Raw genomic sequence first — 24,489 nt, forward strand, 5'->3', positions numbered from 1 at the left:
CGGAGACCATCCGGTCGCCATCTGTCCGGCCCCGTCGGTACAAGACGCATCGGCCCGATCAGTACGTGGCGGGGCCGGCGAAGTCGGGGCCGCCCGAGCAGGGGGGACTATCCGACCCGGAAACGTTTGGTGCGGGAGGTCGCCCCGCCGACGAGTGCCACCTTGCTCTTGGGCACCCCGAGATGTTTGGCGAGCAACTCGGCCACGGCCTTGTTGGCCTTGCCCTCGGTGGCCGGCTCACGCACGTAGATGGTGATCGCACCGTCCGGCGCGGTCTCCACCAGCGGCCCCTTGCGGCTGCTGGGTTTGGCCGTCACGACCACTTGCTGCGGCATTGTCTCCGCCACCTCTCATTGCCAGTCCCGGGATCGTGTTCCCACACGAAGATCCATGCGCTGCAATCGATCTGCCACCACCGTGACCGCACCCTCGGCGTTCTGAGTCCTTCCGCGCACGAGTAATGCAGATGCCGAGTGCGCCAGATCGCGGTACTTCGTCCACAATCCCACCGAACACACCACGTTGACCATCCCGGTCTCGTCCTCCAGGTTGATGAAGGTCACCCCGGATGCCGTCGCCGGCCGTTGACGATGTGTGACCGCGCCGCCGACCAGGACCCGGGAGCCATCCGGCACCGACAATAGCCGGTCCGCCGGGATCACCCCGAGCGCGTCGAGGCGCGGCCGCAGGTACTGGGTGGGATACGACGACGGGGTGATGCCGGTGGCCCACGCATCGGTGGCGGCGAGTTCGATGTCGGAGAGCCCGGGCAGCGTCGGGACCGCCCCGGCGGGCTCCAGGTCCAGGTGCCCGGCACGGGCCGACGACGCCGCACCCGCCTCCCAGAGCGCCTGCCGCCGACTCAGTCCGAACGAGTCGAAGGCACCGGCGCCGGCCAGCCCCTCGAGCTGGCGCGTGGTCAGCTCGGCCCGCCGCGCCAGGTCGGTGATCGAGGCGTAGTCACCGGCCTCACGCGCGGTGACGATCCGCTCCGCCACCTCCTCGCCCACCCCGCGGACCGCGGCCAGCCCCAGGCGCACCTCGGTTCCGGCGGCCTCCAGGTTCGCCTGGGCCGTCGACCGGTTGATGTCGGGCCGGTGCACCGCCACCCCGTGCCGGCGGGCATCGGCCACCAGCGACTGCGGTGAGTAGAACCCCATCGGCTGCGCCCGCAGCAGCGCCGCGCAGAACGCCGCCGGATGATGCAGTTTGAACCACGCAGAATAGAACACCAGTGACGCGAAGCTCTGTGAATGACTCTCCGGGAAACCGAAATTCGCGAAGGCGGCCATCTTCTCGTAGATCCGGTCGGCCACCTCGCCGGTGATCTGGTTGGTCGCCGCCATCCCGTCGTAGAACCGTTGCCGCAGCCGTTGCATCTTCTCCGGGGATCGTTTGGATCCCATCGCCCGACGCAGCTGATCGGCCTCGGCGGCATCGAATCCGGCGACGTCGACGGCCAGTTGCATGAGCTGTTCCTGGAACAGCGGGATACCCAGGGTCCGTTCGAGCGCGGGCAGCATCGACGGGTGCTCGACGGTGACCGGTTCGGTTCCGTTGCGGCGCCGGATGTAGGGATGCACCGATCCACCCTGGATCGGGCCGGGCCGGATCAGTGCCACCTCCACCACCAGGTCGTAGAAGCACCGGGGCCGCAACCGCGGCAGGGTGGCCATCTGCGCCCGCGATTCCACCTGGAACACACCCACCGAGTCGGCGCGGCACAGCATCTCGTACACCGCGTCCTCGGTGAGGTCGAGGGTGGCCAGGTCCACCGCCAGTCCCTTGTGTTCGGCGAGGAGGTCGATCGCGTGGTGCAGCGCCGAGAGCATACCCAGACCGAGCAGATCGAACTTCACCAATCCGATTGCGGCACAGTCGTCCTTGTCCCATTGCAGCACACTGCGGTCGGCCATCCGGGCCCATTCGGTGGGGCAGACGTCGGCGATCGGCCGGTCGCAGATCACCATCCCGCCGGAGTGGATACCCAGATGCCTCGGCATCCCCGCGATCTCACCGGCGAGTTCGGTGACGTCGGCGGGCGCGTCGTCGGGGTTGCGGCTCCACGCGTCCTGCTGTCCGGTGGCATAGCCGAGGGCACGCGCCATGTCGCGCACCGAGGATCGGCGACGGTAGGTGATCACGTTGGCGACCTGCGCACTGTAGTTCCGGCCGTAACGGCGGTAGACGTACTGGATCGCCTCCTCCCGGCGTTCGGATTCGATGTCGACGTCGATGTCGGGGGGACCGTCCCGCTCCGGCGACAGGAACCGTTCGAACAGCAACTCGTTGGCGACCGGGTCCACGTTGGTGATACCCAGCGCGTAACAGACCGCCGAGTTGGCCGCGCTCCCCCGCCCCTGGCACAGGATGTCGTTGCGTTTGCAGAAGTCGACGATGTCGGTGACCACCAGGAAGTACCCCGGGAAGTCGAGGGTGGAGATGATCGCGAGTTCGTGTTCGATCTGCCGGTAGGCCTGCGGATGCCCGGACGGCGGACCGTAGCGGCCGGCGGCACGCAGCATCGTCAGATGCCGCAGCCAGGTGTTCTCGGTGTGGCCTTCGGGTACGTCGAACGGTGGCAGTCGCGGTGCGATCAGACCGAGTTCGAAGGCACAGTCGGCGGCGATCTGCACCGCGTTGTCGATCGCGTCGGGATGCGCGGGCAACAGTCGGGTCATCTCGTCGCCGCTGCGCAGATGCGCCCCGGCCACGGCCGGCATCCAGCCGGTGATCGTGTCGACGTCGGTGCGGGCGCGCACCGCGGCCATCGCCAGCGCGAGCCGCCGCCGCGACGGGCCGGCGAAATGCGCGCCGGTGGTGGCCACCGTCGGCAGACCCAGACGAACCGCCGACCCGGCCAGGACGGCATTGCGTTCGTCGTCGTCGGGCAGGCCCTGGGCGGTCAGTTCCACCGCCACCCCGTCACGTCCGTACCGTTCGACGAGGTCGGCCAGGGCCCGCTCGGCCGCCGGTGGGCCACCCCGATCCAGGGCACGCCGCACCGCCCCCTTGCGGCAGCCGGTGAGCACCAGCCAGTGCCCGGCACCCTCGGCCAGGCGGTCCGGGTGATACCGCAGCAATCCCTTCTCGCCGCCGGCCATGTGCGCGTCGGCGATCGTCCGCGACAACCGCCGGTACCCCTCACTGTCGCGGGCGAGCACCAGCAGATGGTCACCGGCCGGGTCGCGCACCCCCGTCCGGGCGACGTCGGGTTCCAGGGACAGTTCCGCACCGAACACCGTCGGCATCCCGAATTCCCTTGCCGCCTCGGCAAATCGGACCACTCCGTAGAAGCCGTCGTGGTCGGTGATCGACAGGGCCGAGAGGTCGAGCCGCCGGGCCTCGGCGACCATCTCCTCGGGCATCGACGCACCGTCGAGGAAGCTGTAGGCACTGTGGGCGTGCAACTCGGCGTAGGGCACCGACGAGTTCTCCGGCCGTACCTCGGGGGCCACGTAGGGACCCCGTTTGCGCGACCACGCCGGCGAGTCGCCCCCGTCGCCGGGACCGAAGAACTCCCCGGGCCGCCCCGATTGCCGGGAGCGCCCGGAGAGCACTCGTTCCATCTCCGACCAGGTCGGTGGTCCCTGATTCCAACCCACTCCGCCATCATAGAACACACGTTCGATGAGGGGTGGGTCGGTCACCGCCCGATCGGGTTCTCCGCCCGGATCAGCTGACCATGGCCGCCGACAGCCGGACCGGTGCCACCGGACCGGCACGCGGCACCTCGACCCCGACGTGGCACGCCGCCAGCCAGTCCCGCATCCGCCCCCACTCGGAGAACAGGGCGTCGTGCGATGCACGCACCCCGTCGGCGTCGGCGATCAGGACCCGGGAATCGACCAGGCGGGACAGCACCGCCCGCACGGCACCGGGATCACCGGCCGTGGCCACCAGATCCGACACCGGGACGCCGCCGCCCACCACGACACCGTCCGAACGCGGCACCACCAGCCGCAACAACAGATCCCGGCAGAGCCCGCGGTCCGATTCCGACATCCCCGCCCAGCACTGCTCGGCGAGGTGGACGATCGCACCGGTGATGCCGCCGGACCGTTCGTATCCCGAGACGGTCAGCGTGTTCCGCTCGCGATTGAGCCAGGCATGCTGCAACGCCCACGACAACACCGGCAACGGTGCGGCGGCGGCCTGCAGACCCAGCCCCGGACGCAGACCCAGATCGGCCCGGATGAGCTGTTCCAACCCGTCACCGATGGCCAGCCCGGCATGCCGGGCCGGTGCGGTGATCGCCTCCATCACATCCGACACCGATGGCTGTGCGAGATCGATCCGGTTGTGCGCCAAGCCATCCTGCAATCGGGCGATGGAACCTGCACAGCCGATCCGATCCGAGCGCAAGACCACCACGGCAGCCACTCCCGGCCGGCGGGCGCACTCGGCGAGCCACGCCGCCGATGCCTCGGCCGCACGCGGATCGACGAGCAGACGCTCGAACTGGTCCACCACGACCACCGCCGGACGACTCGGCGACCCGGTCATCGTCCGGCGCGGATCGGCGATCCCGCCGACCATCGGGCGACCGGCGATGGTGCCGCCGAATCCGGCCCGGATGAACGAGGACTTGCCGCTGCCGGTCGCCCCGGTCAGCACGATCAGTCGCCCGGTACCGGCCATCTCGGCGACACGCCGGGACAGTTCGTCACGCTCCTGCGTACGACCGCCGTAGGCACCGTGGTCGGCCTCGGTCATCACGCCGAGCCCGCGATACGGGCACACCTGCACCGTGGTGGAGGTGCGGACCGATCCGGCACGCGGCTCGTCCCGCTGGATCTCCTGCCACAGCGCTTCCCATGCCTGCACGTCCAGCAGTTGCTCGTCGGTCGTACCGATCCGGCCGCGCGCAGCGAGCACCAGGATGTTCAGCACGGGTGCGAACACCTCGAACCTCGCCGGTGTGGTGCGGCAACGCCGCCAGTCGGAGACCCGCTGCGGCGACACCGACCACCGCAGGCCGCTCCGCGCGAGTTCTTCGTTGGCCCGCGCGCACACGATGCGCGCCGGCGGTGAACCCGCCGCCCGATACAGCCGTTCGAATCGTTCTGCGAACTCGGTCCGCAGACTTCCCATCATTTCAGTTGTCACGCCGTCCCCCGACTCGCGTTTGGTGATAATCGCACGATCGTGATTCCTGATCGCATGATCAAGGTACCCGGCACCCTGCACTTTCGCCCGCCGTTGTGTCCGAGCACACGATGAACGGAAGGTGAACGACGCCACACTCGCCCCGAGGATCCCGGCAGATCCCGACACCCGGAGCCCGACAGCGGATCCCGACGGCGCATCCCGCACCGGTCCATCCCGACAGATGGATCCCGACAGATGGATCCCGACCGATGGATTCCGACGGCGAGGTGGCCGGACAATGGATGCCGACGGCGGGCTGGCCCGACACCGGACCACGGTCCCGACACCGACGTCGCCGACAGACAGGAGTCCCCGTGCCCGAGACCCCGACAGCAGACATCACGACACCCGACACCCCGTACCTGCGGGTCTCGACCGACCGGCTCGAGGCCAATCTCGCCGCGATGGCCGCGCGTGCATCCGTCCTCGGTGTGGACCTGCGCCCACATGCCAAGACCCACAAGTGCATCGAACTCGCCCGACGCCAGATCGATCATGGCGCAGTGGGTCTGACGGTGGCGACGATCGGCGAGGCGGAGGTGTTCGCGGCGGCCGCGGCCGACACCGGTTGCCGCGACCTGTTTCTCGCCTATCCGTTGTGGGTGACCCCGCACAAGGGTGCGCGATTGCGTGCACTGGCCCGTGACGTCGCGGTGCGGGTGGGTGTCGACTCGGTCGCCGCGGCTGCACGGCTCGGTGCCGAGGTCGGTGCCGGCCGGCTCGCCGCCGAGACCGGCCCGTTCCACCCGGTGACGGTGGTGGTCGAGGTCGACTCGGGCCAGCACCGCACCGGGGTGGTCCCGGAGCAGGCCGGGGTGGTCGCCGCGGCGGCCGTCGACGCCGGACTCGACGTGGTGGGTGTGTTCACCTTTCCCGGACACGGTTACGGTCCCGCCCCGGCGCGCGAGGCGGCCGCCACCCAGGAGGCGCAGACGCTGGCCGTCGCGGCCGAGGCCCTGCGGGTCCGCGGCATCGAACCGGCGGTGATCAGCGGTGGCTCCACCCCGACCGCCGGGTTCGCCGACGCCGCGACACTCACCGAACTGCGGCCCGGCGTCTACCCGTTCCAGGACGCCCAGCAGGTCGAACTCGGGACCTGTGACATCACGCAGGTGGCGCTCACCGTGGTCACCACGGTGGTCCATCGCACCGGACACCGGGTCGTCGTCGACGCCGGGAGCAAGGTCCTCGGCGCCGACCGGCCCGCGTGGGCCACCGGTTTCGGCCGGGTGACCGATGTGCCCGATGCGGTGATCGTGGCACTGTCCGAACATCATGCGGTGATCGAGTATCCGGCCGAGTTCGCCGCCGGCGCCCTCCCCGACCCCGGCGCGGTGATCACGGTGATCCCCAACCACGTGTGCAGCGCGGTCAATCTCGCGGATGTCCTCGTGCTCGACTCGCCCGTCCCCGGTGTCCCGGCGGCCGGCGCCGCACCGGAACCGGTGTCGGTCTGGCCGGTGGCCGCCAGATGCGCCAATCGGTGAGGTCGCCGAACCGACGTGGCTCACTCATAGATCCCCTCCACCATCCAGCCGCCGGACCGATATGCCAGCAGCAATGCCCGGGAGTCGTCGAGCAGGACCTGCGCCCGCGCACTGACCGGTGACGCTGCGCCGGTCTCCATCCCGGTCGGCCAGGGCCCGGCCCACCAGCGCAGTTCCCAGCCGTCGCGCCGGTCGGGCAGGCGGACGGTGGTCGGTTCGGTGGTGAACGCCCCGCGGTCGGTGACCCGCACCGGCTGTCCGGACAGATCGACCAGTTCGATCGGGGACTCGCTGATCACCGTGGGTACCGGATGCGGGATCCGGCCGGGCCAGGGCGCCGACGGGTCCCGTTCGGGTGTCGGCTCCTCGTCGAGGGCCACCAGGGTGATCTGGTCGAACGGACCGCGTCCGCCGCTGCGTACCGGGATGCGCACCGCATCCCCGCCGAGCAGCCCCTGGACCCGTTCCATCGAGCGACGGGCCCGCTCGGACAGTTCGGCCCCGCCGGGTAGTTCGGGTGCGGTCAGCGTCTGCTGGAGCGCTCCTGCGTCGACCACCTCGGCCGGGACCAGTCGCAACATCCCGATGGGCGAGTCCGGACGTGCGTGGTGGGCCCGGGAACGGCCACCGGTCATCCAGCCCTCGAGCTGCCAGCGGATACGGTCGGCGGTGGCCGCCGGGGTGAGCGGCTGGGCACATCGCCAGGTCCGCGAATGTCGTTGTCCGCGTTCGGTGATCGCCTCGACGGTGAGGATGGTGCAGGCCACCGACCGCTCGCGGAGGTGACGGTGCAGCACCTCCGCGAGCCGGCGTCCGGCGAAGGCGGCCGCATCGATCCGGTCGATCGGCGGATCGCAGACCTGCTCCACCGACAGGTCCGCGGGCAACGCCTGCGCCGACGGCGGGCGCCCCGGCTCCCCACGCGCCTGCCGGTGTGCGACGATCGCATCGGCACCGAATCGGGTACCCACATCGGTCGCCGACAGCGCCGCGAACGCCCCGATGCCGGTCAGCCCGAGGCGCCGCAGCAGGTCCACCAGGTCGGCCCGGTCGGGTCCGCACAGCGACGGTTCGGCGGCGAGCTCGGCGATCGGCAGTCCGGCGAGATGGTCACGATCGCCGCCCGCCGGGACCAGGTGTCCGCTACGTGCGGCGAGGACCGCGGTGAACAGTTCGTCGGCGATTCCCACCTGGGATTCGGTTCCGGACACCGCGATCCGGTCGACGAGCAGCTCGGCGAAGTTCTCCTCACCGCCGTGGAACCGGGTGGCACCGGAGGCCGGTACCACCAGCAGCCCCGGCCGCAGCACCTCCATCGTCGGGGCCAGGTCGGCCACGGCCGCGGCCACCGGCTCGAACATGCGGCCGTCGCGATGGTCGTCGGCGGTCACCACCGTCATCTCCGGGCACGACGACTGTGCCTGGCGCTTACGCATCCCGCGGCGGATCCCGGCCGCCCGGGCGGACGCCGAGCAGGCGATCACCCGGTTCGCCGAGAGCACCGCGATCGGGTGTCCGGGTGGCAGCTCCGCGTCCGCCGCGGCCGCGGTCGCCGGCCAGTCGGGACACCACAGGGCGGCCACCCGCCTGGTACCGGCCATCAGTTCGCCACCGCCACATCGTCGTCGGCATCCGCGCCGGTGACGGCGGGGATGTCCCGCCGTACCCCGATCGAATCGAGGCGCAGCATGCGCAGCCGGTCCTCTTCACCGAATTCCGGTGCGATCAGGTCGATCTCGGCGGTCCGCCGACGACGCCCACCGCTCTCGGCGGTCACCTGTAACCGCATTCCCGCCACCCGGCCGTGGCCGTTGGCCGCGGCCGTGAGGTCGGCGTCACCGGTTCGGGGTCGGTGCCGGTATCCGAGCACACGCGCCGCCAGTTGTGTCTGCGCACCCGGCCAGGCCCCGTCGACCACCAGCAGTGACGACGACTGCCTGCGGACACGGCCGCTCACCGTCGCACACCGCGACCGCGGCACGGTGACCCCGCGCAGTCCCAGCACCACCAGATCCATCCCGTCGAGCAGCACCGATGCCACCTCCACCGGGTCGATCCCCGGATCGGCGACGACGGCGATCCGGTCGAGATCGGCCCCCATCTCCGCGGCGGCGAGCAGGTTGAGCCGGGGCAGGCCGACGATGCCCACCTGGCATCCCGCCCGGGTCACCGCGGCGATCAGCGCGGTCAGCAGTGAGCGCGCCCCGGTGCAGCAGACGATCGTCCCGCGTGCGATCCCCTTCTGCGGCAACAGGTCCGACAGCTCCTCCGGAACCGGGAGCACTCCGGCCTCCGGCCGGTCGGCATCGGTCCGGTCGGGCATCCCCGACATGACCGCCATCCGGCGACGTAGCCGGGCGAGCGTGTCGGCACGGTCCGCACCCGCCGATTCCGCATCGTCCCGGTCATTCCGTCGTTCGGCGGGACCCCCGCGCGGGCGGTCCGCACCGCCCATCGACACAACACCCATGACACCCCTCCTGACCAGCACCGACATGTCTGGCGAGCCGGGAAGTCGCTACGCCCTCGAAAGCCCCTCCGAGCCCCGGAACCGGCGCTACTCGAACGTTTTTTCGATACCGAAAATGTTACGCCCGGCCTCCGACAAACCGCAACCACGCCGGTCACGGGCGCCCACCACGATGATCGAGCCGACAAGAGCGCAGCAACAAAGCACACAGCAACAAGGCGACCCACCACGACGATCGAGCCGACAAGGAGCGCAGCGACGAGTCGAGTCGAGATCTCCGCAAGCAACCCCGAAAACGCCACCACACCACGACCATCGAACCGACAAGAGCGCAGCAACAAAGCACACAGCGACAAGGCGACCCACCACGACGATCGAGCCGACAAGGAGCGCAGCGACGAGTCGAGTCGAGATCTCCGCAAGCAACCCCGAAAACGCCACCACGGCAAACAAACCCGGCAGACAAACCGGCAAGCAGCCCCGGCACACAAACCCGGCGGACACCACAGCCGGGCAGCACTCAGAACAGGGTCAGCACCTGCTGCTGGGCCGGGGCGGCCACGAGCCCCACCCCGCCGGCCTCCGCCCCGGCGGCTTCCGCGCGCCCGCCCGGCGCGTGGATACGCGCCCGACCCGAACTCCCGCCGGGCGCGCCGGCGCGGTCGTCGTCCAGCCGATCGGTCCGAGAGGCGAGCCCATGACCGAACACCAACGGCTGCAGCCGTTCCCGCAATCGGGAGGAGTAGTCCGGGGTGACATAGGCGCCTCGGCCGTAGAGGTCGCGATAGCGCCGCACCAGCGCCGGATGATGCTCGGCGAGCCAACTCAGGAACCACGGCTTGGTGGAGCCCCGCAGATGCAACGGGAAGGCCGTCACCCCGGTCGCCCCGGCCGCCGCGATCGATCCCAGGAGTTCGTCGAGATGTGCGGTGGAGTCGGTGAGATACGGGATCACCGGCGCGAGCATCACATGCGGGGCGAACCCGGCGTCGGCGATGTCGGCGATCAGTTGTAGCCGCGCGGCCGGCGACGGCGTGCCGGGTTCGATCTGTTTCTGCAGTTCGGTGTCGATGAACGCCAGCGACACGCTCAACCGCACCGGCACCTGACCGGCGGCCTGCCGTAGCAGCGGCAGGTCCCGACGCAGCAGGGTGCCCTTGGTGAGGATCGAGAACGGGGTGGCGGCCTCGGTGAGTGCCGAGATCACCCCCGGCATCAGGCGGTAGCGTCCCTCGGCCCGCTGGTAGGGATCGGTGTTGGTGCCGAGCGCCACCGGCTCCTGATGCCAGGACCGGCGCCGCAACTCTTTGCGCAGCACCGCAGCCACGTTGAGTTTCACCACCACCTGACTGTCGAAGTCACGTCCGGCGTCGAGGTCGAGGTACTCGTGGGTGGGCCGGGCAAAGCAGTACCGGCAGGCATGGGTACATCCGCGAAAGGTGTTGACGGTGTGGGTGAACGGCAGCCCGGAACCCTCGGGCACACGGTTGAGCGCACTCTTGGCCAGCACCTCGTGGAAGGTGATGCCCTCGAACTCGGGCGTCTGCACCGAGCGCACCAACCCGGCCCGGCCGAGACCCGGCAGGGCACCATCGTCGGCTTCGATCACCTGTTCGGACCATCGCATGCCGAAAGTCGAACACGCGTGCGAGGAGATGTCAAGCGTATGGGGTCCCGGGCACCCCGGCCCATCCGGCGGTCCCGGCTATCATCTCCGGTATGACCAGCGAGACCGACTCCCACCGGACCCCCGGTCCGCATTATCTGGTCGCCGGTCGCTATCGCCTGCTCTCCCGGATCGGCGGCGGCGGGATGGGCACCGTGTGGCTCGCCCGTGACCAGTTGCTCGACCGCGAGGTCGCGGTCAAGCAGGTGCTCTCCACCGAGGGATTGTCCGAGGAATCCGCCGAGAACGTGCGCAAACGCGCGATGCGGGAGGGACGGATCGCCGCCCGGCTCAGTCATCGCAATGCGATCGCGATGCACGACGTGGCCCTCGACGGCGGTGAACCATGGCTGGTCATGGAGTATCTGCCGTCCCGCAGTGTCGCCCAGATCCTGCACGCCACCGCCACGATCGACGTCACCGAGGCCGCGAAGATCGGCGCCCAGGTGGCCGACGCGATGACCGAGGCGCATGCCGCCGGGATCATCCACCGCGACATCAAACCCGGCAACATCCTGATCGCCGGGGCGGGCCGCAATGCCGGGCTGGTCAAGATCACCGACTTCGGTATCTCCCGCGCCAAGGACGACGTCACCATCACCCAGACCGGTCTGATCACCGGGACCCCCGCCTATTTCGCCCCCGAGGTGGCCCGCGGTGACGAGCCGGGCGAGGAGTCGGATGTCTACTCGCTCGGGGCCACGGTCTACACGATGGTCGAGGGGCAGCCGCCGTTCGGCGTCGACGACAACTCACTGGTGATGTTGCACCGGGTGGCTCGCGCCCAGATCAATCCGATGACCCGCGCCGGCGCCCTCGAACCGGTGATCCTGCGCATGCTCGAACCGAGTCCGCGGCGCCGGATCAGCATGGCGCAGGCACGCGACGAGCTCGCCCGGGTCGCCGCCGGTGAGCACGGCACCACCGAGCAGGTCCTCACCAGCATGGTGGCCCGGCCGGTGGTGGGTCCGTCCACACTGGCCCCACGCTCGGGCACGCCGTCGGGGGGATATGCGTCCACCGGCGGATACCCCGGGGCGATGCCCGGCCAGTTCGATCACACCCGTACCGCCACCCCGGCACCCCGGACGCCCCCGCTGCCGCAGATGCCGCTGTCCACCCCCGGAACCCATACCCCGGCGCCCCAGAACTCGGGACCGTACGGCCCGTATCCGCCGAGCGCCATGCCGTCGCACATCCCGCCGCCCGGATCGCAGTCGGGTACCTCGCCCGCGGTTCTGGCGGGGGCGGTGTTCCTGTTCTTCCTGGTGCTCGCCGCGGTGATCGTCCTGGTGATCGCCCTCACCGGCTGATCACCTCTCACCGGAGCGACGCCCGGGCCGGACACCGCCTCGGCGAATGGCGGGACCTGTTGCGGCTCAGCCTATGTGGCGTGTGGCCGCCCATCGGGTCAGGGCATTGCGGTTGGACTGCTGGGTCTTGCGCAGCACATTCGACGCATGGGTCTCGACGGTCTTGATCGAGATGAACAGTTCCTCGGCGATCTCGCGGTAGGTGTAGCCGCGCGCGAGCAGCCGCAGCACCTCGAGTTCACGGCGGGTCAGCGAGTCGAGTTCCGGATCGAGCTGGGGCTCGGGCACCGACGAGCGGCCGGTGAACGAGTCCAGCACGAAGCCGGCCAGCCGCGGGCTGAACACCGCGTCCCCCTCGGCCACCCGTCGCACCGCGTCGGCCAGTTCCTTGCCGTCGATCGTCTTGGTCACATACCCGCGGGCACCGGCCCGGATGGTGGCGATCACGTCCTCGGCGGCGTCGGACACGCTGAGCGCCAGGAACACCGGCGCCTGGTCACCGAGTGCGTCGGCGACGCCACGCAGCACCGCCACCCCACCACCGGCGGGCATGTGCACGTCGAGCAGCACGACGTCGGGCCGGACCCGGGTGATCCCGGCGATCGCCTCGGCCACCGCACCCGCCTCCCCCGCGATGGTCAGTCCGGGTTCGCCGGCGAGCTCGGCACGCACGCCGGAACGGAACACCCCGTGGTCGTCGACCAGGAACACCCGGTACCCACCGGCCGGTACGGCCTGCTCCTCGGTTGTCATCTCACTCCGCTCATCTGTCGTCATGTGCCGCGCCCCGACCATCGTCGCGGTGCCTGCCGTCGTCATCATGACGCCTTTCCGCGGCCGGTGTCGGTCCCCGCATCGGAATCGGTGCCCGTGTCGGGATCGTCGCCGCCCCGGTCCGGGTCCTCGTCCTGGTCCGGGTCTTGGTCCAGTGCCCGCTCCTGGTCCGGTGCCCGCTCCTCGTCGGGCACCGTACGGCCGTCGCCCCGCGGCATCGTGATCGCCACGTTGGTGCCGCGCCCCGGCGACGACTTCACCGTCGCACGTCCACCGACCCGCTCGGTCCGCGCGCGGATCGACCGCGCCACCCCCTGGCGGTCCTCGTCGACGGCGTCCGGGTCGAAGCCCACGCCGCGGTCACGCACGTAGACCTCCACCTCGTCGTCGCCCACCTCGAGGTACACGTCGACCTTGCGCTCACCGGAGTGTTTGGCCGCATTGACCAGCGCCTCGCGGGTGGCCCCGATCAGGGCGGGCCAGCGGCGCGCCACCACCTTGTCGGTGTCGTCGTCGGGGCGGAGATCGCCGACGGTGACCACCTCCACCTCGATCCCGTAGTCGTCCTCGACCTCGGCGCCCACACTGCGCAGTGCGGCGCTCAGCGAGCTCCGCTGCTGGGCCGGATCACCGAACAGCCAGCTGCGCAGTTCACGTTCCTGACTGCGCGCCAGACGGGCCACCTCCTCGGGCCGGCCCGCCTTCTTCTGGATCAGGGCGAGGGTCTGCAACACCGAATCGTGCAGGTGGGAGGCGATCTCCTCGCGTTCGGCATTGCGGATTCGCGCCGCCCGTTCCTCGTTCAGCGCCCGCCACATCCGCATCCACAACGGGACGGTCAGCAGCACGACGCCGATCAGGGTCACCCCGACCGCGAGCAAGGTGGTGCTCAGGCCGCCGAAGTTGCGGTTGCCGGCGAGCACGATCACCACCAGACCGCCCACCACCAGAACCACACCGCCGGCCAGCCGCAGCCAGGTCAGGACCGGGCTGCGGGGGTGGGCGCGCGCGGAGGTGTCGAACTCCCGCCAGACGAGGGAGGCGCCGACGGCCACGACGACCAACGGCACCAGATAGGCGGCGGGGGTGCCGGCGGTGGCGAACCCGACCACCGACATCGCGATCAGGCCGAGGATCGCCAGCCCCCAGGCCTGACGCCGCTCACCCGGTTGCGGGGGCGCGGTGTCGGCACCCTGCGGGCAGAAGAACCACAGGAGCGCATACGCCAGCACCCCGGCCCCGGCGAGGGCGGTCAGCACCACGAACACCACCCGCACGCGGAACGCGTCGACGCCGAGATGGTCGGCGACACCCCCTGCGACCCCACCGATCACCCGGCCACCGCTGCGGCGCATCAGCCGCGGCGGCAGCTCCGCCTGCGCCACTTCCATGAAACCGATGGTGTCACGCGGGTGGGAGTTCGGGCATCAGGGTCCACCCCCGAATCCGGCCCGGGTGCACGTTCCGGGTGGATCTCAGGGTGCGCCCCCGATGTGGGTGGGGCCGCCGGACGTGAAGATGGGTGACATGGATGGTGCAGAGTTTCGCAACCGGCTCGAGAACCTGTGGGCCACACGCCCGGTGCGTCCGTCGGCACCGCGCACCGTGGCCGGTGTCTGTGCGGGTGTCGCCGACCGCTACCGGGTCGATCCGACCCTGGTGAAGGTCGCATTCGTGGTGTCGACGCTGTTCGGCGGCAGCGGCCTGATCCTGTACCTGGCCGGCTGGATCGCCTTCCCGTCGGTCACCCGGGTCTCCGCGCAGGTCACCCCACCCGGCGGGCAGCATCCCGGCCGCACCCGCAGTCCCATGATGCTGCTGCTGGTGGTGCTCGTCGTGATCGTGCTGGTGACCTCGATCGGATCGTCGGGCCCATGGAGTTCCGGCGGCCTGCTCGGTGGTCTGCTGATGCTGTTCGGCTGGTGGCTGCTGTATCTGCGCACGCCCGAGGCGCCGGCCGGGACGAGCGTCGCGACCATCGCCCCGGCGTCGCCACCCGCTGCGATCGGTGCCGATCACTTCGTGCGCTGGACCCCGCGTGCGATCCGTACCGCGTCCGCTGCTCCCGCACCTGCCCAGCCGGCCCCGTACCAACGTGCGACCGAAGGGAGTACAGCCGCCATGTCCGCCGATTCGTCCCCCACCCCGACCGCGCAGGGCACCACGATCGACCTGGGGAAGACGCCGGCCGGCACCGATTCCGAGCCACCCGTGGTGGCGGCCGGTGCCGACGACATCCCCACGCCGGTCATCCCGGCCGACCCGATCGACCGGACCCCACCCGCGTGGGATCCGCTGGGGGCGGCCCGCTTCGCCTGGGACCTGCCCGAACCGAGTACACCCACGCCGCCGGCCGTACCCGAGAGTCCACGCCGTTCCCCGCTGGGGCTCGTCGTCGCCGGCCTCGCGGTGATCGTCGCCGCTGCCGGGATCGCCGGCAACCGCGCCGGGATCGGCTGGTTCTCGGTGCCACACGTGCTGTCGCTGGCGCTGGCCGTGGTGGCCGTCGGCCTGCTCGTCGGCGCCCTGCGCAAGACCCGATCCGGTCGTCACGCAGGCGGTCTCGTGCCGGTACTGCTCGCATTGATGGCGGCCGTGGTGGTCTCCACCACGCTGACCACCTGGAGCCCGAGTGATCACGGCCTGGGCATCCCCACCGGCGGCGTCGGCGACCGGAACTGGAAACCACTGAGCGAGAACGACATCCGCGGCGAGTATTCACTCGGCATGGGTACCGGGACACTCGATCTGCGTGACATCACACTGTCGTCGGACCGAACGGTCCAGTTGCGCAACGGTATCGGTGAGCTCGTCATCGAGGTCCCCGCGGGTATGAACGTCCGCGCCGACTGTAGTACCGGGGTCGGCGACTACTCCTGCCCCGACGGACTCGACGGCGGCAACGACGGCACCGCCGGGCCGGTCCTGACGGTCGACGCACACACCGGAATGGGACGAGTGGAGATCAGGCGATGAACGGCACCGACAACACCGACACGAACGCATCGACCACGGAGGCCGCCCGGCGTTCGCCCGGCCTGGCCCTGTTCGCCCTGCTCGGCCTGGCCGTGGCCGCCTGGGGTCTCGCCGACGGGCCCACCCTCCCCGACCTCGCGACCCTGGGCTGGATCGCGGTGGCGGTCGGGGCGATCGCGGGTCTGGTGCTGATCGTCAGCGGCGCGCGGTCGGCGCGCCGCTGACGGTCACCCCCGCACCGGAATCGGCACCGGTGCCGGGGATCACTCCCACTCGATGGTGCCCGGCGGCTTGCTCGTCACGTCCAGGACGACGCGGTTGACGTCGGGCACCTCGTTGGTGATGCGGGTGGAGATGATCTCGAGCACCTCGTAGGGGATGCGTGTCCAGTCCGCGGTCATCGCGTCCTCGCTGGACACCGGGCGCAGCACGATCGGATGACCGTAGGTGCGGCCGTCGCCCTGCACGCCGACACTGCGGACGTCGGCGAGCAGCACCACCGGGCACTGCCAGATCTGTCCGTCCAGACCGGCGGCGGTGAGTTCCTCCCGCGCGATCTGGTCTGCGGTGCGGAGCAGGGCGAGACGGTCGGCGGTCACCTCGCCGACGATCCGGATCGCCAGACCCGGACCGGGGAACGGCTGACGTCCGACGATCTCCTCGGGCAGACCCAGTTCCCGGCCGACCGCGCGGACCTCGTCCTTGAACAGCAACCGCAACGGCTCGACCAGGGTGAACTCCAGGTCGTCGGGCAACCCGCCCACATTGTGATGGCTCTTGATGTTCGCCGTGCCGCTGCCGCCGCCGGATTCGACGACGTCGGGGTACAGGGTGCCCTGGACCAGGAAGTCCACCTTGTCGCCGGCCGCGGCACGGTCGCCGAGCACGTCGGACACCGCCCCCTCGAAGGAGCGGATGAACTCGCGGCCGATGATCTTGCGCTTGGTCTCCGGGTCGGAGACGCCGGCCAGTTCGGAGAGGAACGTCTCGGCGGCGTCCACGGTGACCAGCCGGGCCCCGGTCGCGCCGACGAACTCGTGCTGGACCTGTTCGCGCTCACCGGCACGCAGCAGACCGTGGTCGACGAACACACAGGTCAGCCGATCACCGATGGCACGCTGCACGAGCGCCGCGGCGACCGCCGAGTCGACGCCGCCGGACAGACCGCAGATGGCCAGGCCGTCACCGATCTGATCGGCGACCTGCTCGACCAGGGCGTCGGCGATGTTCGCGGCGGTCCAGGTGGGTTCGAGTCCGGCGATCTCGTAGAGGAAGCGGGTGAGCACCTGCTGGCCGTGCGGCGAGTGCAGCACCTCCGGGTGGTACTGCACGCCGGCCATCCTGCGGTCGAGGTTCTCGAATGCGGCGACCGGTGCGCCCGGCGTCGAACCGACCACCTCGAAGCCCTCCGGGGCCACCTGCACGGCGTCGTTGTGGCTCATCCACACCGGCTGCTCGGCGGGCAGTCCCTGATGCAGCACCCCGGCCCCGTCCGCGGTCAGGGTGGTGCGGCCGAACTCTCGGCCACCGGTGTTGGCGACCACGCCGCCGAGGGCCTTGGCCATCGACTGGAATCCGTAGCAGATGCCGAACACCGGGATGCCGAGTTCCAGGATCGCCGGGTCGATGGCGGGTGCGTCGTCGGCGTACACCGACGACGGTCCGCCCGACAGCACCAGCGCCACCGGGTTACGGGCCGCGAACTCCTCGACGGTGGCGTCGTGCGCGATCACCTCGGAGTAGATGCGGGCCTCACGCACGCGGCGCGCGATGAGCTGCGCGTACTGTGCGCCGAAATCGACGACGAGGACCGGACGCGGCCCCTCGATCGCTCCATCTGCAGAATCCGTCACGAGGCGAGTCTAATGTCTGCCCACCGGCGACCTGCCGGTCGGCGGTGCCCACGGCGCGTGGAATACTCGTTGACCACCATGGATACTTCTGACTCCCCAGAAAACGCCAGGTCAGTGACGGCCGGATCCGCAGGGTCGGCGTCCGGCCGGTTCTCCCTCGGCGTCGCCGACCTCACCCAGGCGGCGGTGTTCGCCGCACTGATCGCCGCCCTGGGCCTGCCCGGGACGATCAACCTCGGCAGCAGCGGGGTCCCGATCACCTTCCAGACCCTCGGTGTGATGCTCGCCGGCGCGGTCCTCGGCCCAAAGAAGGGCACCCTCGCGGTGGTCATCTTCATGGTGCTCGCGCTCGCCGGTCTGCCGATCCTGTCGGGTGGCCGCAACGGTCAGACCGCGTTGCTCTCGCCCACCGCCGGGTACTTCATCGGGTTCCTGCCCGCCGTGATCGTGATCGGTGTGCTGACCGCCCTGATGATGCCGCGCTACCGGGTCGTGTGGGGCGCGCTGATCAACCTGTTCGGCGGCATGGTCGTGGTGTACGCCTGCGGCGTGATCGGCCTGCTGGTGCGCACCGACCTGACGCTGTGGGCGGCCGTCTCCACCAACGGCACGTTCATCATCGGTGACGTGATCAAGGCCGTGGTGGCCGCGCTGGTCGCCGCGCAGGTGCACCGCTCCTGGCCCGGACTGATCACCCCGTGGCGATCCGGGAAGCGCGGCCCCACCGGTACCGCCGGCGTCGCCGGCTGACATGGCCGACGCCGCACCAGTGATCGCATCGTTGCCGTGATCGAGTTCCGTGACGTCACCCACGCCTACGACGCGAGGACCGTGCTGCGTGAGGTGTCGCTGACCCTGTCCGAGCGGCGGGTGGGCATCGTCGGCGCCAACGGCAGCGGCAAGTCCACCCTGGCCCGGATGATCAATGCGCTGGTCACCCCGGATCAGGGCAGCGTCGTCGTCGACGGTGTGGACGCGAGCCGCCACAAACGGCAGGTGCGGCGGTCGGTGGGGTTCGTGTTCTCCGACCCGGACCGGCAGATCATCATGCCGACCGTCCGCGAGGACATCGAGCTCTCGCTGACCCGCACCGAGCTGAACCGGGCCCAACGGGCCGAGCGCACCCGCGCGGTGCTGGACCGGTTCGGCCTCGCCGACCATGTCGACCATCCGTCGGCCCGCCTCTCCGGCGGCCAGAAGCAGTTGCTGGCGCTCGCATCGATCCTGGTGACCGAACCACAGATCATCGTCGCCGACGAACCGACGACGCTGCTCGACCTCCGCAACAGCCGCATGTTGCGGGAGGTGTTCGCCGGGCTCGACGAGCAGCTGATCGTGGTGACCCACGATCTCGACCTGGTCGACGACTTCGACCGCGTACTGGTGATCGACGACGGCCGGGTGGTGGTCGACGACCTGCCCGGTCCCGCGCTCACCGCCTACCGGGCGATGATGTCGTGACCGCGCTCGGCGTCTACCGGCCCGGCAACACGGTGCTGCACCGCCTCTCCCCCGGCACCAAGCTGGTCGGTCTGGCCGTCGCGGTGCTGGCCATCTCGCTGTTCGTACGGACGCTTCCGGCGCTGGGGATCGCCGCGGTGGCGGTCGCGGCGCTCTATGCGCTCGGCGGGATCGGACCGGTCGCCGCGTGGCGTCAGCTGCGCCCGGCGATCTGGATGCTGCTGTTCATCTTCGTGTTCCAGGTGATCTTCACCGGCTGGCATCGCGCGGTGATCGTGGTGGGAATCCTGGGGCTGACGGTGATCCTGGCCGCCGTGGTCACGCTGACCACCCGGGTCACCGACATGCTCGCCACCATCACCCGCGCGCTGTCGCCGCTCGCGCGGTTCGGCGTCCGGGTGGATCTGATCGCGATCTCGCTGGCCCTGACCATCCGGGCGATCCCCCTCATGGTGGAGATCGCCCGGGCGGTCGACGAGGCCCGCCGCGCGCGTGGGCTGCGTCCCGGGCCGCGCATCCTGGTGGCCCCGATCGTGGTCGGGGCCCTGCGTACCGCCGACGGGTTCGCCGACAGCCTCATCGCCCGCGGCCTCGACTAGGGCAGACCCGGGCACTCCCCGACCACCGGTTCAGGACGCCGACGCGCGGTCCACCGGGGTGATCGTCAGCCGCAGGGCCGCGGGGGCGTCGGCGGGCACCACCGGTGCCGTCGGCGCGACGGGTGCGAGGCGCCGGTACTGGTCGCCCTGCTCGGGGCGGATGTCGTCGGCCCCCTTGTTCGGCCACAGTGCGATCGCCCGCTCGGCCTGCGCACAGATCGACAGCGACGGGTTGACGCCGAGGTTCGCCGAGATCGCCGCACCGTCGGTGACGTGCAGCGTCGGGTAGTTCCACACCCGGTGGTACGGGTCGATCACCCCGGTCGCCGGGTCGTCGGAGATCGCGCAGCCGCCGAGGTAGTGCGCGGTCATCGGCATGTTGAAGACGTCACCCCAGGTGCCGCCGGCGAGACCGTCGTCGAGTTTCGCCGCGATCCGCCGTGTCGCGTCGTTGCCCTCCGGGATCGAGGTGGGGTTGGGGTCGCCGTGCCCCTGCTTGCTGGTGACATACCGCAGCGGTCCTCGTCTGCGCAGGAAGGTGGTCAGCGAGTTGTCGTTGTTCTGCATCACCAGCGCGATCACGGTGCGCTCGCTCCATCGTCGCACCACCAGCAGCCGCACCAGCGTCGACGGCTTGCGCAGCATCTGCAGCAGGACCTGACCGATGCGGTTGCGCCGGGAGCCGCCGTCGGTGAGGACCGTCTGCAAGAAGGCGATCGCATTGGAGCCCTTGCCGTAGCGGACCGGCTCGACGTGGGTGTTGGGCGCCGGATAGAACGACGACGTGATCGCCACCCCCGCCGAGTAGTCATGTGCCGGATCGTATTTCGCGGCGACCGCACCGAGGATCGCCTCCGAGTTGGTGCGGGTCAGCCGCCCCATGGCATCGGAGATCGCGGGCAGCGTCGACGCCTTGGCGTGGTGCAGCAGTCGTTGGGTGTTGAAGGTCCCGGCGGCGACGATCACCTGTCCGGCGGTGTAGCTGCGCCGACGCCGCCCGACCGGACCCCACGCCGCCGACCGGTGCGTGCCCACCACCCAGGTGCCGTCGGCCCGCCGGGTCAGCGAGTCGACGGTGGTGCGGTCGAGAATCCGGGCACCGTTCGCCTCGGCGAGTCCGAGGTAGTTCTTCAGCAGGGTGTTCTTGGCGCCGACCCGGCATCCGGTCATGCAGGCGCCGCATTCGGTGCAGGCGGTCCGGTCCGGGCCGGCCCCGCCGAAGTAGGGGTCGCCGACGGTCTCCCCGGGCTCACCGGCCAGCCCCGTCTTGGCGCCGAAGAACACGCCGACCGGGGTGGGCACGAAGGTGTCACCGACGCCCATCTCGGTGGCCACCTCACCGATCACGCGGTCGGATTCGGTGAAGGTCGGGTTGAGCACCACGCCGAGCATCCGGCGGGCCTGCTCGTAGTAGGGGTCGAGTTCGGCCTGCCAGTCGGTGATGTGCGCCCACTGCGGGTCGGTGAAGAACGGGGTGGGCGGCTTGTAGAGGGTGTTGGCGTAGTTCAGCGATCCGCCGCCGACGCCCGCGCCGGCCAGGATCATCACGTCCTTGAGGGCGTGGATCCGCTGGATGCCGAACAGGCCGAGCTTGGGTGCCCACAGCCATTTGTTCAGGCGCCAGCTGGTCTCGGCGAAGTCGTCGTCGGCAAAGCGCCGGCCGGCCTCGACCACGCCGACCCGGTATCCCTTCTCGACGAGTCGCAGCGCACTGACGCTGCCGCCGAATCCGGAACCGATGATCAGGACGTCGAAGTCCGTACGGTGAGATGAATCACGAATGGGGTGGGCTGCCATGACCAAATATACTAACGGTCATTGTCACGTTACGTGACGGCGGCCTCACCCCATCGTGGACACGATCGGTGGTCGATCAGCTGCGGACGGTCAGACCGACCTTCTGGAACTCCTTGAGGTCGGAGTAGCCGGCCTTGGCCATCGACCGACGCAGGGCACCCACCAGGTTCAGCTCACCGTAGGGGTCGTCGGACGGGCCGGTGAGCACCTGCTGAAGGCTCGGGCGTCCGTCCGGTCGGGCCACCTCGAGCAGCGCACCGCGCGGGGTGTCCGGGTGGGCCGCCGCCGACGGCCAGTACCAGCCCTTGCCGGGCGCCTCGGCGGCCGCCGCGAGCGGGGTGCCGAGCACCGCTGCATCGGCGCCACAGGCGATCGCCTTGGCCAGGTCGCCGGAGGTGTGGATGTCGCCGTCGGCGATGACGTGGACGTACCGGCCGCCGGTCTCGTCGAGGTAGTCGCGGCGCGCGGCGGCGGCGTCGGCGATCGCGGTCGCCATCGGCACGCCGAGGCCCAGGACCTCACCGGTGGTGGTGGCGCCGGCGGTCGAGCCGTAGCCGACGATGACACCGGCCGCGCCGGTGCGCATCAGGTGCAGCGCGGTGCGGTGGTCGTGCACCCCGCCGGCGATCACCGGGATGTCGAGGTCGCTGATGAACGTCTTGAGGTTCAGCGGCTCCTGCGAACCCTGTGCGACGTGCTCGGCGGAGATGATCGTGCCGTGCACCACCAGCAGCTCCACCCCGGCCTTGATCAGGGCGGGGGTCAGCTCGGCGGCACGCTGCGGGCTGACCCGGACGGCGGTGGTGACCCCGGCGTCGCGCACGGCGGCCACCGACTGCGCCAGCAGCTCGACGTCGAGCGGTGCGGCGTGCAGTTCCTGCAGCCGGCGCACGGGCGCCTGCGGATCGGGGTCGGAGGTCGCGAGCTCGATGAGCTCGGCGATCTTGTCCTCGACGTCGCGGTGACGTGCCCACAGGCCCTCACCGTTGATCACACCGAGCGCACCGAGACGCCCGAGCTCGATGGCCACCGCCGGCGACACCAGCGCATCGGTGGGGTGGGCGAGGATCGGCGCCTCGAAGCGGTACGCATCGATCTGCCAGGCGGTCGACACATCCTTCGACGACCGTGTCCGCCGCGAGGGGACCAGACTGATGTCATCGAGCTCGAACGTCTGCCGGGCCGTACGGCCCATTCCGATGTCGACGATGTCGCGCACCGTTACGCCTTTCTGCTACGCACGCCGAGACCCTGGACGGGCCGACGCTGTCGAGAATCCACTCCCGACGGTGTGTGATCTGCCGTGTCGGCCGATTCAGCGTGAATAGTAGTTCGGCGCCTCGGCGGTCAGGGTGATGTCGTGCGGATGGGACTCCTTGAGTCCGGCCGCGGTGATCTGGACGAAGCGGGCATCGTGCAGGTCGGCGATGCTCGCCGACCCGGTGTACCCCATCGCGGCGCGCAGACCGCCGACGAGCTGGTGGATCACCTGGGTGAGCGGACCGCGGAACGGCACGCGCCCCTCGATGCCCTCCGGGACCAGCTTGTCCTCCTTGAGGACGTCGTCCTGGAAGTAGCGGTCCTTCGAGTACGACTTGCCCTGCCCACGCCCCTGCATTGCACCGAGCGAGCCCATGCCGCGGTAGCTCTTGAACTGCTTGCCGTTCACCAGGATCAGGTCACCGGGCGCCTCGGCGGTACCGGCCAGCAGCGATCCGAGCATCGCGGTGGACGCGCCGGCGGCGAGCGCCTTGGCGATGTCGCCGGAGTACTGCAGGCCGCCGTCGGCGACCACCGGGACACCGGCCTGATGGCACACGGCCACCGCCTCGAGGATCGCGGTGATCTGCGGGGCGCCCACACCGGCGACGACGCGGGTGGTGCAGATCGAGCCCGGTCCCACGCCGACCTTCACGGCGTCGACCCCGGCGTCGATGAGTGCCTGTGCACCCTCACGGGTGGCGACGTTGCCGCCGACGAGCTGCACGCGGTCGCCGATCTCGGCCTTGAGCTTGGCGATCATCTCGAGCACGCCGCGGGAGTGGCCGTGTGCGCTGTCGACGACCAGGGCGTCCACGCCCACGTCGGCGAGCGCCATCGCACGGCTCCACGCCTCGTCACCGGCGCCGACGGCGGCACCGACCAGCAGGCGGCCGTCGGAGTCCTTGGTGGCGTAGGGATGCTGCTCGGTCTTGACGAAGTCCTTGACCGTGATCAGACCGGTCAGCCGGCCGTTGCCGTCGACGATCGGCAGCTTCTCCACCTTGTTGCGACGCAGCAGTCCGAGTGCGGCCTCGGCGGACACGCCCTCCTGGGCGGTGATCAGCGGCGCCTTGGTCATGACCTCCGACACCGGACGGTCCTGGTCGACCTCGAAGCGCATGTCGCGGTTGGTGATGATGCCGACGAGCTCGCCCTTGCCGTCCACCACGGGCAGACCGGAGATACGGTAGCGCGCACACATGGAGTCGACATCGGCGAGGGTGTCGGTCGGCGAACAGGTGACCGGATCGGTGACCATCCCGGCCTCGGACCGCTTCACGGTCTCGACCTGACCGGCCTGGTCCTCGATGGACAGGTTGCGGTGCAGCACACCCATGCCACCGGCGCGGGCCATGGCGATCGCCATCCGCGCCTCGGTGACGGTGTCCATCGCCGAGCTCACCAGCGGCACCCGGAGGGTGATCTCGCGGGTCAGGCGGGAGGAGGTGTCGACCTCGCTCGGGATCACGTCCGACGCCGAGGGCAGGAGAAGGACGTCGTCGAAGGTCAGGCCGAGCATTGCAACCTTGTTGGGATCGTCACCACCGGTACGAACGTGAGTCATCTGACCATCCTAACGAGCGATTGCCGAGGAACCGAATGCGATTGTGTGGGTCACTCTCTGCCGCCGTACGTGCCCCGCGTCAACCATCGCCGGATTCGGTGCTCGGCGCCGCCGG

19 protein-coding genes are annotated in these 24,489 nt (G+C 70.2%); 7 read left to right on the forward strand and 12 right to left on the reverse strand.

All coding sequences use genetic code 11. The annotated features are described in order from the left end of the window. Window positions 1-107: 107 nt before the first annotated feature. The 3 genes from GD1_RS05110 to GD1_RS05120 form a co-directional block, all read right to left on the reverse strand. Window positions 108-335: a DUF167 domain-containing protein gene (locus GD1_RS05110; protein WP_053777718.1), complete on the reverse strand. Its 228-nt coding sequence runs from the start codon at window positions 333-335 to the stop codon at window positions 108-110. 15 nt (window positions 336-350) lie between these two features. Further along, entirely contained in the window at window positions 351-3,605 is a 3,255-nt protein-coding gene (locus tag GD1_RS05115; RefSeq protein WP_059036143.1) for an error-prone DNA polymerase, read from the reverse strand. A 70-nt stretch (window positions 3,606-3,675) separates the two neighbouring features. Further along, entirely contained in the window at window positions 3,676-5,109 is a 1,434-nt protein-coding gene (locus tag GD1_RS05120) for an nSTAND1 domain-containing NTPase (protein ID WP_152972797.1), read from the reverse strand. A gap of 356 nt (window positions 5,110-5,465) precedes the next feature. Between GD1_RS05120 and GD1_RS05125 the strand changes: the two genes are divergently transcribed. Continuing rightward, on the forward strand, window positions 5,466-6,638 hold the full coding sequence (locus GD1_RS05125; RefSeq protein WP_280513256.1) for an alanine racemase: 1,173 nt from the start codon (window positions 5,466-5,468) through the stop codon (window positions 6,636-6,638). Between the two features lie 20 nt (window positions 6,639-6,658). On the opposite strand, the gene GD1_RS05130 is transcribed toward GD1_RS05125, so the two are convergent. From GD1_RS05130 to GD1_RS05140, 3 genes are all read right to left on the reverse strand, one after another. Beyond that, window positions 6,659-8,239 carry a DNA polymerase Y family protein gene (locus GD1_RS05130; protein WP_053777716.1) on the reverse strand — a complete coding sequence of 527 codons (1,581 nt, stop codon included), beginning with the start codon at window positions 8,237-8,239 and terminating at the stop codon, window positions 6,659-6,661. Further along, the gene (gene imuA' / locus GD1_RS05135) at window positions 8,239-8,979 is read right to left on the reverse strand and encodes a DnaE2-dependent mutagenesis accessory factor ImuA' (protein WP_053777760.1); all 741 of its coding nucleotides are present in this window, start codon (window positions 8,977-8,979) and stop codon (window positions 8,239-8,241) included. Before imuA' ends, GD1_RS05130 begins: the two co-directional genes overlap by 1 nt. Before the next feature lie 649 nt (window positions 8,980-9,628). After that, on the reverse strand, window positions 9,629-10,735 hold the full coding sequence (locus tag GD1_RS05140; protein ID WP_053777715.1) for an Rv2578c family radical SAM protein: 1,107 nt from the start codon (window positions 10,733-10,735) through the stop codon (window positions 9,629-9,631). A gap of 92 nt (window positions 10,736-10,827) precedes the next feature. On the opposite strand from GD1_RS05140, the gene GD1_RS05145 reads away from it, so the two are divergent. After that, window positions 10,828-12,087, forward strand: coding sequence for a serine/threonine-protein kinase (locus tag GD1_RS05145; RefSeq protein ID WP_053777714.1), 1,260 nt, complete (start codon window positions 10,828-10,830; stop codon window positions 12,085-12,087). A gap of 66 nt (window positions 12,088-12,153) precedes the next feature. On the opposite strand, the gene GD1_RS05150 is transcribed toward GD1_RS05145, so the two are convergent. Continuing rightward, the gene (locus GD1_RS05150; RefSeq protein ID WP_059036096.1) at window positions 12,154-12,840 is read right to left on the reverse strand and encodes a LuxR C-terminal-related transcriptional regulator; all 687 of its coding nucleotides are present in this window, start codon (window positions 12,838-12,840) and stop codon (window positions 12,154-12,156) included. 65 nt (window positions 12,841-12,905) lie between these two features. Then, window positions 12,906-14,252, reverse strand: coding sequence for an ATP-binding protein (locus GD1_RS05155; RefSeq protein ID WP_059036098.1), 1,347 nt, complete (start codon window positions 14,250-14,252; stop codon window positions 12,906-12,908). Between the two features lie 136 nt (window positions 14,253-14,388). On the opposite strand from GD1_RS05155, the gene GD1_RS05160 reads away from it, so the two are divergent. Both GD1_RS05160 and GD1_RS05165 read left to right on the forward strand, forming a co-directional pair. Next, the gene (locus GD1_RS05160; protein WP_059036147.1) at window positions 14,389-15,837 is read left to right on the forward strand and encodes a PspC domain-containing protein; all 1,449 of its coding nucleotides are present in this window, start codon (window positions 14,389-14,391) and stop codon (window positions 15,835-15,837) included. Further along, a complete protein-coding gene (locus tag GD1_RS05165; RefSeq protein WP_053777712.1) occupies window positions 15,834-16,061 on the forward strand; it encodes a hypothetical protein in 228 nt (75 codons plus the stop codon). Before GD1_RS05160 ends, GD1_RS05165 begins: the two co-directional genes overlap by 4 nt. Before the next feature lie 39 nt (window positions 16,062-16,100). Here GD1_RS05165 and guaA read toward each other — a convergent pair whose 3' ends face one another. Further along, complete coding sequence (guaA, locus tag GD1_RS05170; protein WP_053777711.1) at window positions 16,101-17,690, reverse strand: glutamine-hydrolyzing GMP synthase; 1,590 nt, start codon at window positions 17,688-17,690, stop codon at window positions 16,101-16,103. Between the two features lie 78 nt (window positions 17,691-17,768). On the opposite strand from guaA, the gene GD1_RS05175 reads away from it, so the two are divergent. Genes GD1_RS05175 through GD1_RS05185 form a run of 3 tightly spaced genes read left to right on the forward strand, consistent with a single transcriptional unit; the run spans window position 17,769 to window position 19,750 of the window. Beyond that, entirely contained in the window at window positions 17,769-18,440 is a 672-nt protein-coding gene (locus GD1_RS05175; protein WP_053777759.1) for a biotin transporter BioY, read from the forward strand. Window positions 18,441-18,476: 36 nt separating this feature from the next. After that, window positions 18,477-19,151, forward strand: a complete 675-nt coding sequence (locus GD1_RS05180; RefSeq protein ID WP_059036100.1) for an energy-coupling factor ABC transporter ATP-binding protein — start codon at window positions 18,477-18,479, stop codon at window positions 19,149-19,151. Continuing rightward, the gene (locus tag GD1_RS05185) at window positions 19,148-19,750 is read left to right on the forward strand and encodes an energy-coupling factor transporter transmembrane component T family protein (protein ID WP_053777710.1); all 603 of its coding nucleotides are present in this window, start codon (window positions 19,148-19,150) and stop codon (window positions 19,748-19,750) included. Before GD1_RS05180 ends, GD1_RS05185 begins: the two co-directional genes overlap by 4 nt. Before the next feature lie 30 nt (window positions 19,751-19,780). On the opposite strand, the gene GD1_RS05190 is transcribed toward GD1_RS05185, so the two are convergent. The 3 genes from GD1_RS05190 to guaB form a co-directional block, all read right to left on the reverse strand. Continuing rightward, window positions 19,781-21,547: a GMC family oxidoreductase N-terminal domain-containing protein gene (locus tag GD1_RS05190; protein WP_053777709.1), complete on the reverse strand. Its 1,767-nt coding sequence runs from the start codon at window positions 21,545-21,547 to the stop codon at window positions 19,781-19,783. A 76-nt stretch (window positions 21,548-21,623) separates the two neighbouring features. Then, complete coding sequence (locus tag GD1_RS05195; protein WP_059036102.1) at window positions 21,624-22,766, reverse strand: GuaB3 family IMP dehydrogenase-related protein; 1,143 nt, start codon at window positions 22,764-22,766, stop codon at window positions 21,624-21,626. Window positions 22,767-22,862: 96 nt separating this feature from the next. After that, window positions 22,863-24,374: an IMP dehydrogenase gene (guaB, locus tag GD1_RS05200; RefSeq protein WP_059036104.1), complete on the reverse strand. Its 1,512-nt coding sequence runs from the start codon at window positions 24,372-24,374 to the stop codon at window positions 22,863-22,865. Window positions 24,375-24,489 lie beyond the last annotated feature (115 nt).

Source organism: Gordonia desulfuricans NBRC 100010, assembly GCF_001485495.1.
Lineage (GTDB): Bacteria > Actinomycetota > Actinomycetes > Mycobacteriales > Mycobacteriaceae > Gordonia > Gordonia desulfuricans.